9 protein-coding genes are annotated in these 6,654 nt (G+C 64.4%); 4 read left to right on the top strand and 5 right to left on the bottom strand.

Annotated features, from left to right (window positions below):
* Nucleotides 1–238: 238 nt before the first annotated feature.
* Nucleotides 239–1,129 carry an HpcH/HpaI aldolase/citrate lyase family protein gene (locus tag LB569_RS30980; protein WP_224695302.1) on the top strand — a complete coding sequence of 297 codons (891 nt, stop codon included), beginning with the start codon at nt 239–241 and terminating at the stop codon, nt 1,127–1,129.
* Between the two features lie 35 nt (nt 1,130–1,164).
* Nucleotides 1,165–1,371, top strand: a complete 207-nt coding sequence (locus LB569_RS30985; RefSeq protein ID WP_027145959.1) for a DUF1737 domain-containing protein — start codon at nt 1,165–1,167, stop codon at nt 1,369–1,371.
* Between the two features lie 188 nt (nt 1,372–1,559).
* On the opposite strand, the gene LB569_RS30990 is transcribed toward LB569_RS30985, so the two are convergent.
* The gene (locus LB569_RS30990) at nt 1,560–1,727 is read right to left on the bottom strand and encodes a hypothetical protein (protein WP_023774506.1); all 168 of its coding nucleotides are present in this window, start codon (nt 1,725–1,727) and stop codon (nt 1,560–1,562) included.
* A gap of 250 nt (nt 1,728–1,977) precedes the next feature.
* Between LB569_RS30990 and LB569_RS30995 the strand changes: the two genes are divergently transcribed.
* Complete coding sequence (locus LB569_RS30995) at nt 1,978–2,898, top strand: SMP-30/gluconolactonase/LRE family protein (RefSeq protein ID WP_224695303.1); 921 nt, start codon at nt 1,978–1,980, stop codon at nt 2,896–2,898.
* 162 nt (nt 2,899–3,060) lie between these two features.
* Nucleotides 3,061–3,267 carry a tautomerase family protein gene (locus LB569_RS31000; protein WP_140735320.1) on the top strand — a complete coding sequence of 69 codons (207 nt, stop codon included), beginning with the start codon at nt 3,061–3,063 and terminating at the stop codon, nt 3,265–3,267.
* A gap of 184 nt (nt 3,268–3,451) precedes the next feature.
* Here LB569_RS31000 and LB569_RS31005 read toward each other — a convergent pair whose 3' ends face one another.
* The 4 genes from LB569_RS31005 to ftsY form a co-directional block, all read right to left on the bottom strand.
* Entirely contained in the window at nt 3,452–3,982 is a 531-nt protein-coding gene (locus tag LB569_RS31005) for an NADPH-dependent FMN reductase (RefSeq protein WP_224695304.1), read from the bottom strand.
* A gap of 30 nt (nt 3,983–4,012) precedes the next feature.
* Nucleotides 4,013–4,633 (bottom strand): pyridoxamine 5'-phosphate oxidase family protein, encoded by a 621-nt coding sequence (locus LB569_RS31010; protein ID WP_224695305.1) that lies wholly within the window; start codon nt 4,631–4,633, stop codon nt 4,013–4,015.
* An 11-nt stretch (nt 4,634–4,644) separates the two neighbouring features.
* Entirely contained in the window at nt 4,645–5,307 is a 663-nt protein-coding gene (locus LB569_RS31015) for a septation protein A (protein ID WP_224695306.1), read from the bottom strand.
* A gap of 57 nt (nt 5,308–5,364) precedes the next feature.
* On the bottom strand, nt 5,365–6,654 hold a 1,290-nt coding region (ftsY, locus tag LB569_RS31020; protein WP_224695307.1), incomplete at its 5' end, for a signal recognition particle-docking protein FtsY.

Raw genomic sequence — 6,654 nt, forward strand, 5'->3', positions numbered from 1 at the left:
GCTCGCTTTTGCATGCCGCCTGTCTCGCAGGCGCGATGGGAGACGGTGCGGCGGATTGGAGGAGGATTTCCGCAGGCGCGTGCAGTTTTCGTGCAGAGGCGATGCCAGCTTCTTTCTCCCGTTTACGGGGAGATATTCCCGGCAGGGCAATGAGGGGCGGCGCCAGCATTCGCGATTGGCCGATCTCATAGGCTGTCCAGCGCTTGCCTCGACCAACCACACGCGGCATAGATCGGGTATGGAAACCTACCGCCCGCGCCGCTCCGTGCTCTATGTCCCGGCATCCAATGACAAGGCGCTGGCCAAGATCGCGCAGCTTGCCTGCGACGCCGTCATCATTGATCTGGAGGACGCCGTCGCCCCCGCCGACAAGATCGCCGCGCGCGAAAAACTGGCCGGTATTTTCGCCAATCGCCCTGATGCCGGCCCCAATGGCTGGCGCTGCGAGATGGTGGTGCGCGTCAATGCGCTGTCCAGCGAATGGGGCGCCGACGACCTTGCGGCCGTGGCCAAGGTGGAACCGGACGGCATCCTGCTGCCCAAGGTCGACACGCCGCGCGACGTGCTCGAGGTTGGCGATGTGCTGGACGACAATTTTGCTCCCGACAGCGTCAAACTATGGGCGATGATCGAGACGCCCAAGGCCATGCTCAACATCGGCGCCATCGCCGAGCTCGGCCGCGACCCGGCCTCGCGGCTGGATTGTTTCGTTGCCGGAACGAATGACCTGATCAAGGACACTGGCGTGCTGGCGACGCCGGACCGCGCCTATCTCCTGCCCTGGCTGATGCAGATGCTGCTGGCGGCGCGCGCCGGCGGCCTCGACATGCTCGATGGGGTGTTCAACGATTTTCGCGACCCGGATGCGTTCGCCCGCGAATGCACGCAGGCCGCGGCCATGGGCTTCGACGGCAAGACGCTGATCCATCCCTCGCAGATCGAGGCCGCCAACCTCGCCTTCGCGCCGTCGGCGCCGGCGCTGGCCGAGGCGCGCGCGGTCAAGGATGCCTTCGCGGAGGCGCAAAACAGCAGCAAGGGCGTCATCGCGCTGAATGGCAGGATGATCGAGCGGCTGCACCTGGCGCAGGCCGAAAAACTGCTGGCGAAAGCCGCCGCCATCGGCGCATGATATTCGCCGACCATGGATACGACAGGACTTGGACGATGAAACTCTACCGCTTTCTCACCGCGCCGGACGACGCCAGTTTCTGCCACAAGGTGACGGCGGCACTGAACAAGGGCTGGCACCTGTTCGGCTCGCCGACCTATGCCTATGACAAGAAAGCCAAGACCATGCGCTGCGGCCAGGCCGTGGTGAAGGATGTCGATGGCCAGGAATACGGGCCGGATACCAAGCTCAGCGACTGGTAGGGGAAAGCGCCGAGGCCCTTCTCTCTTCCATGCCGTGACAGGTCGAGGAATGGCCCGGATCAGGATAGGATGAGCGCAGCGCTGGACCGAAATCTTGCGGCGCAAGTCGCGGCATGGATCCCTGGGTCTTCACTCCGCTTCGCGGAGCTATGCCCAAGGATGACGAGCGTGACGGCTTGGCCGGCGATTCAGCCGTAGATCTGCTTGTGGATCTGGTAGAGCATTTCCGAGCGGTCGGCGCGCATGTCGGCCAGGTCGCGGCTGGAGAAGCTGTCGATTTCGGCGACGAGGCGATTGTAGTGCTTGCGCTTGGCGATGCTGGAGCGAGCGCGGGTCATGAGATCGTTGAAGATCATAGCAAGGTTCCTTCTGTGCCGCATTTGGCGGCCGGTTTCTTCCTCCCTTGATCGATATGGATCATGACATAGTAATGCTGCGTTGCAAAAAGAAGATGTTGCAATGCACCATTGCACTGCGCGCATAGCCGGTTAATGGCATCCTAAAGAACATTCCCTCCGTTTTGTCTTACAATTGCCGATGCCCCGTCTTGCCAGATCGATCGCGGGCTGGCTTGATCCGGCGTCACGTGATGCCTGGAGGAAATGCATGGCGGCCGCAGACTATTATGAAATTCTCGACCCGCGCTTCGCGCGCCTGTTCAACGGCAATGCGCAGGTGGAGAAACTGTTCACCGGGTGTCGCTGGGCGGAAGGGCCGGCCTGGTTCGCCGCCGGCCGCTACGTCGTCTGGTCGGACATTCCGAACAACCGGATGCTGCGCTATGATGAGACCGACGGCAGCGTCAGCGTCTTCCGCCAGCCGTCGGGCAATTCCAACGGCAACACAGTCGACCGGCAGGGCCGGCTGGTCACCTGCGAGCATTCGGGCCGCCGCGTCAGCCGCACCGAGCATGATGGCTCGGTCACCACCATCGCCGCCAAATGGAAGGGCAAGCCGCTGAACTCACCCAACGACGCGGTGGTGAAGTCCGACGGCTCGATCTGGTTCACCGACCCGACCTATGGCATCGACACCGACTATGAGGGCGACAAGGCCGAGAGCGAGATCGGCGCCTGCCACGTCTACCGGGTCGATCCCGACACGGGCGAGGTCGAAGCCGTCATCACCGACATGGTCAGGCCGAACGGTCTCGCCTTCTCGCTCGACGAAAGCCTGCTCTATGTCGTCGACACCGGGCGCACGCATGGCGCTGAGAATCCGGCGCATATGCGGGTGTTCAATGTCGGCAAGCACGGCAAGAAGGTTTCGGGCGGCAAGGTGTTCGCCGACTGCACATCAGGCCTGTTCGACGGCTTCCGGCTCGACGCGGACGGACGCATCTGGACGAGCGCGGCCGACGGCATCCATTGCTATGATCTGGACGGCACGCTGATCGGCAAGGTCAAGGTGCCGGAGGTGACCGCCAATTGCGTGTTCGGCGGCGCCAAGCTGAACTGCCTCTACATCGCCGGCACCACCTCGCTGTACAGCGTCCGGCTGATGGTGAACGGGGCCAAGACCTATTGAGCCTGCTCGAAGTCCTTCTCTGGCGGCCGTTGCTGGCGTTTCTGCGGCTGGCCGCGGCGCCCGCCTCGCCGCGATCTCCGGAGCCGCCACCAGAAGCTTCGCCGGAGCGGACTTCGAAGCAGCTTCGTTTCGCAAACCAGCAGAACCCAAGAGGAGGACGCCATGCCATTCGTCAACATCCGCATCGTCAAGGAAGTGATCGCCGCCGATCCGGCCGGCAAGAAGGCTGACATCGCCAAGAAGGTGACCTCGGCCATCATGGAGGCCACCGGGCTCGGCAATGACGATGTCTGGGTGGTCTTCGAGGAGGTCAACGCCCGCGACTGGTATGTCGGCAAGACCGATGTCGAGACGCTGCGGAAGGGGTAGCGGCCGCTTTTTCCTTCTCCCCTTGTGGGAGAAGGTGGATCGGCGCGCAGCGCCGAGACGGTTGAGGGGTGGGTGCCGGATCGCCGTCGTTGCCAAGCTGGAGCACCCCTCATCCGACCTCGCTTCGCGAGGCCACCTTCTCCCACAAGGGGTCACAAGGGGAGAAGGAAGGGCGTCGCGCCGCTCAACGCGATCGGACAAAATCCGCGAAACCCTGAACCGCCTCGCGCATCGCCTGCCGGTTTGCCTGCTCCGCCAAAATAGCCTCCACCTCAGCCGGCTTCTTGCCGAGCAAGGCAATCTCCGGCCCGCCCTCAAACAGCGCGAAGGACATGGTCCGCATGATCTCGGCCAGCGCGGCGCGGGCAAACAACGAGCGTGGCGAGGCGTGGGCCAGCATGGCGGGCTTGGCCACGGCGGCGTCGCGCGAGACCAGCCAGTCGAGCGCGTTCTTCAGCCCGCCCGGCACGCCATGGGCATATTCGGGGCAGGAGACGATGACGCCGTCGGCGCGGGTGACGGCGTCGATCAGGTCGGAGGCTTCGCGCGGCGTTCGCTCGCCCTCGTCGTCGGGGTTGAAGATCGGCAGCCGGCCAAGCCCGTCATGGACGGTGACGCGGCAGCCCTCGGGCGCGTTCAGCGCCAGGGCCGCGACCAGGGCCGAATTGGTCGAGGCCGCCCGCAGGCTGCCGGAAATGGCGAGAATCTTTAGCAAGGTAACGCTCGGGCGATTCGTCCGCGCAGGCTACCACATCGTCTGCTTGTATTCGTCGTCCAGCCAGCGGTCGGTCGCCTCGGCCGAATCGGCCAGCGCCAACTGGTCGCGCAGGATCTGGCCGAGCGTCGGCAACGTGGCGCGTTCGTACCAGCTGTCGGGCTTCCACAGATCGGAGCGCATGAAGGCCTTGGCGCAGTGCATGTAGGCCGCCTTGACGGCGACGACGATGACGCTGAGCGGCTCCTTGCCGTCGACGGCGAGGCGCTCGCGCAAAGTGGCATCCACGGTGATGCGGGCGTCGCCGTTGACCCGCAGCGTCTCGTTCATGCCGGGAATGAGGAAGAGCAGCCCGACGGAGGGATTGCGCAGGATGTTTTCCAGTGTATCCAGCCGGTTGTTGCCGGGCCGGTCGGGGATGGCGATGGTCTTTTCGTCGAGAATGGCGGCGAAGCCGGGCTTGTCGCCTTTCGGGGTGACGTCGGCATTGCCTTCGCCGTCGGACGAGCCGATCAGCACGAACGGGCTCTTGCCGATGAAGGAGCGGCAATGGCCGTCGAGCGCCTTCAATTCCTTACGGATCGAACCATCGGTCGGGCGCGGCGTCTTGTAGATCGTCCGCAGTTCCTCGTGCGTGGCGACGAATTCCATGGCTCTCCCCTTTAGTCCCTGCCGCCGGCCTTGTCGTCGAGTGAATGGCGCAGGATCAGCGGCATCTGGCTGAAGGTGAACAGGAGCGTGATCGGCATGATGCCCCAGACCTTGAAAGTAACCCAGGCGTCGGTGGAAAAATTCCGCCAGACAATCTCATTGACGAGGGCCAGGAACAGGAAGAACAGGCCCCAGCGGAAGGTGAGCTTGCGCCAGCCCTCGGCATCGAGCTTGAAGGCGGACTCGAAGACATAGCCGAGCAGCGAGCGGCCGAAATACAGGCCGCCGAGCAGTACGCCGCCGAACAGCGTGTTGACGATGGTCGGCTTCATCTTGATGAAGATGTCGTCCTGCAGATAGAGCGTCAGCGCGCCGAAGATGAAGACGACGACGCCCGAGACCATCGGCATGATCGGCAAGGTCCGGGTGAGCAGCCACGAGGCGATCAACGCAATCGCGGTCGCGGCCATGAACAGGCCGGTGGCGACGAAGATCGGACCGCCGAATTCGGCCAGCACGGGAAATTTCCGCGTCAGCCACTCGCCGCGCGCATTGGCGAAGAAAAAGACCAGCAGCGGCCCGAGCTCCAGCGCCAGCTTGAGCACGGGATTGATGCTTTCCTTCTTCTCCTTCTGCGGGTCGGACGGATCGCGTTCGAGAATGGGTGGGTTCATGGTTTCCTTCTAACGCACGATCCTGGCCGGAAGCCTCACTTCCGGCATCGCGCCTGTTCAAGCCACGCCAGCGATCGCCCTGGCGAATTCGCTTGCCGAGAAAGGTTCGAGGTCGTCGACCTGTTCGCCGACGCCGATGAAATAGACTGGCAATTTGTGCTTTGCCGCGATCGCCACCAGAATACCGCCGCGCGCCGTGCCGTCCAGCTTGGTCATCACCAGGCCGTTGACGCCGGCGATGTTGCGGAAGATCTCGACCTGGTTGAGCGCGTTCTGGCCGGTGGTGGCGTCGACCGTCTGCAGCACGGTGTGCGGCGCTTCGGGATCGAGCTTGCCCAGCACGCGGACGATCTTTTCCAGCTCCGCCATCAGTTCGGTCTTGTTCTGCAGCCGCCCGGCGGTGTCGATGATCAGCACGTCCGAGCCCGCTTCTTTTGCCCGTTCGAAGGCGTCATAGGCAAGGCCGGCGGCATCGGCGCCGAGTTTGGAGGCAATGACCGGCGATTTCGTGCGTTCGCCCCAGATCTTCAGCTGTTCGATGGCGGCGGCGCGGAACGTGTCGCCGGCGGCCAGCATCACCGACAGGCCGCCATCGGTCAGCTTGGCGGCGAGCTTGCCGATCGTCGTGGTCTTGCCGGTGCCGTTGACGCCGACCACCAGGATGACATGCGGCTTGTGCGACAGATCGAGCTCCAGCGATCGGGCGACAGGGGTCAGCACCTTTTCGACCTCGGTCGCCATGACGGTGCGCACGTCTGTATCGGAGACGTCCTTGCCGTAGCGGCTTGCGGCCAGCGCGTCCGTGATACGAAGCGCGGTTTCCACGCCGAGATCGGCGCGGATCAGCACGTCCTCCAGGTCCTGCAGCGTCTCCTCGTCCAGCTTGCGCTTGGTGAAGACGCCGGCGATGTTGCCGGTCAGTTCGCGCGAGGACCGGGCGAGCCCGTCGCGCATGCGCTGGAACCAGGACCGCCTCGGCGCAGGCTCCGGCGCCTTTACCGGTCCAGCCTTCTGCTCGACCTTCTTGGCAACAGTTACCTTGCCGGGCGCGGGTTTTGCTTCCGGGGCGGGTTGCGGGATCGATTGAGGCTCGGGCGCGATCTCGGCGATGACCGGCTGTGTCTCGACCGGTGCCGGCTGGCGGATGGGCGGAGCGATCTCGGCTGAAGGCGCTTCGGTCGCAGGCGCGACCTGGGAAGACGGCGCCAGCGGCGAAGCTTCTCTCTTCTCCCCGTCCCTATACGGGGAGAAGGTGCCGGCAGGCGGATGAGGGGCAGCGCTGGCCTCTGACGTTGGCTGCTCGGAGGCAGCCACCGACTGGGGGGCCTCGAGCGGTGGGGGGGGGGG

The sequence above is a fragment of the Mesorhizobium sp. BH1-1-4 genome (assembly GCF_020165665.1).
Lineage (GTDB): Bacteria > Pseudomonadota > Alphaproteobacteria > Rhizobiales > Rhizobiaceae > Mesorhizobium.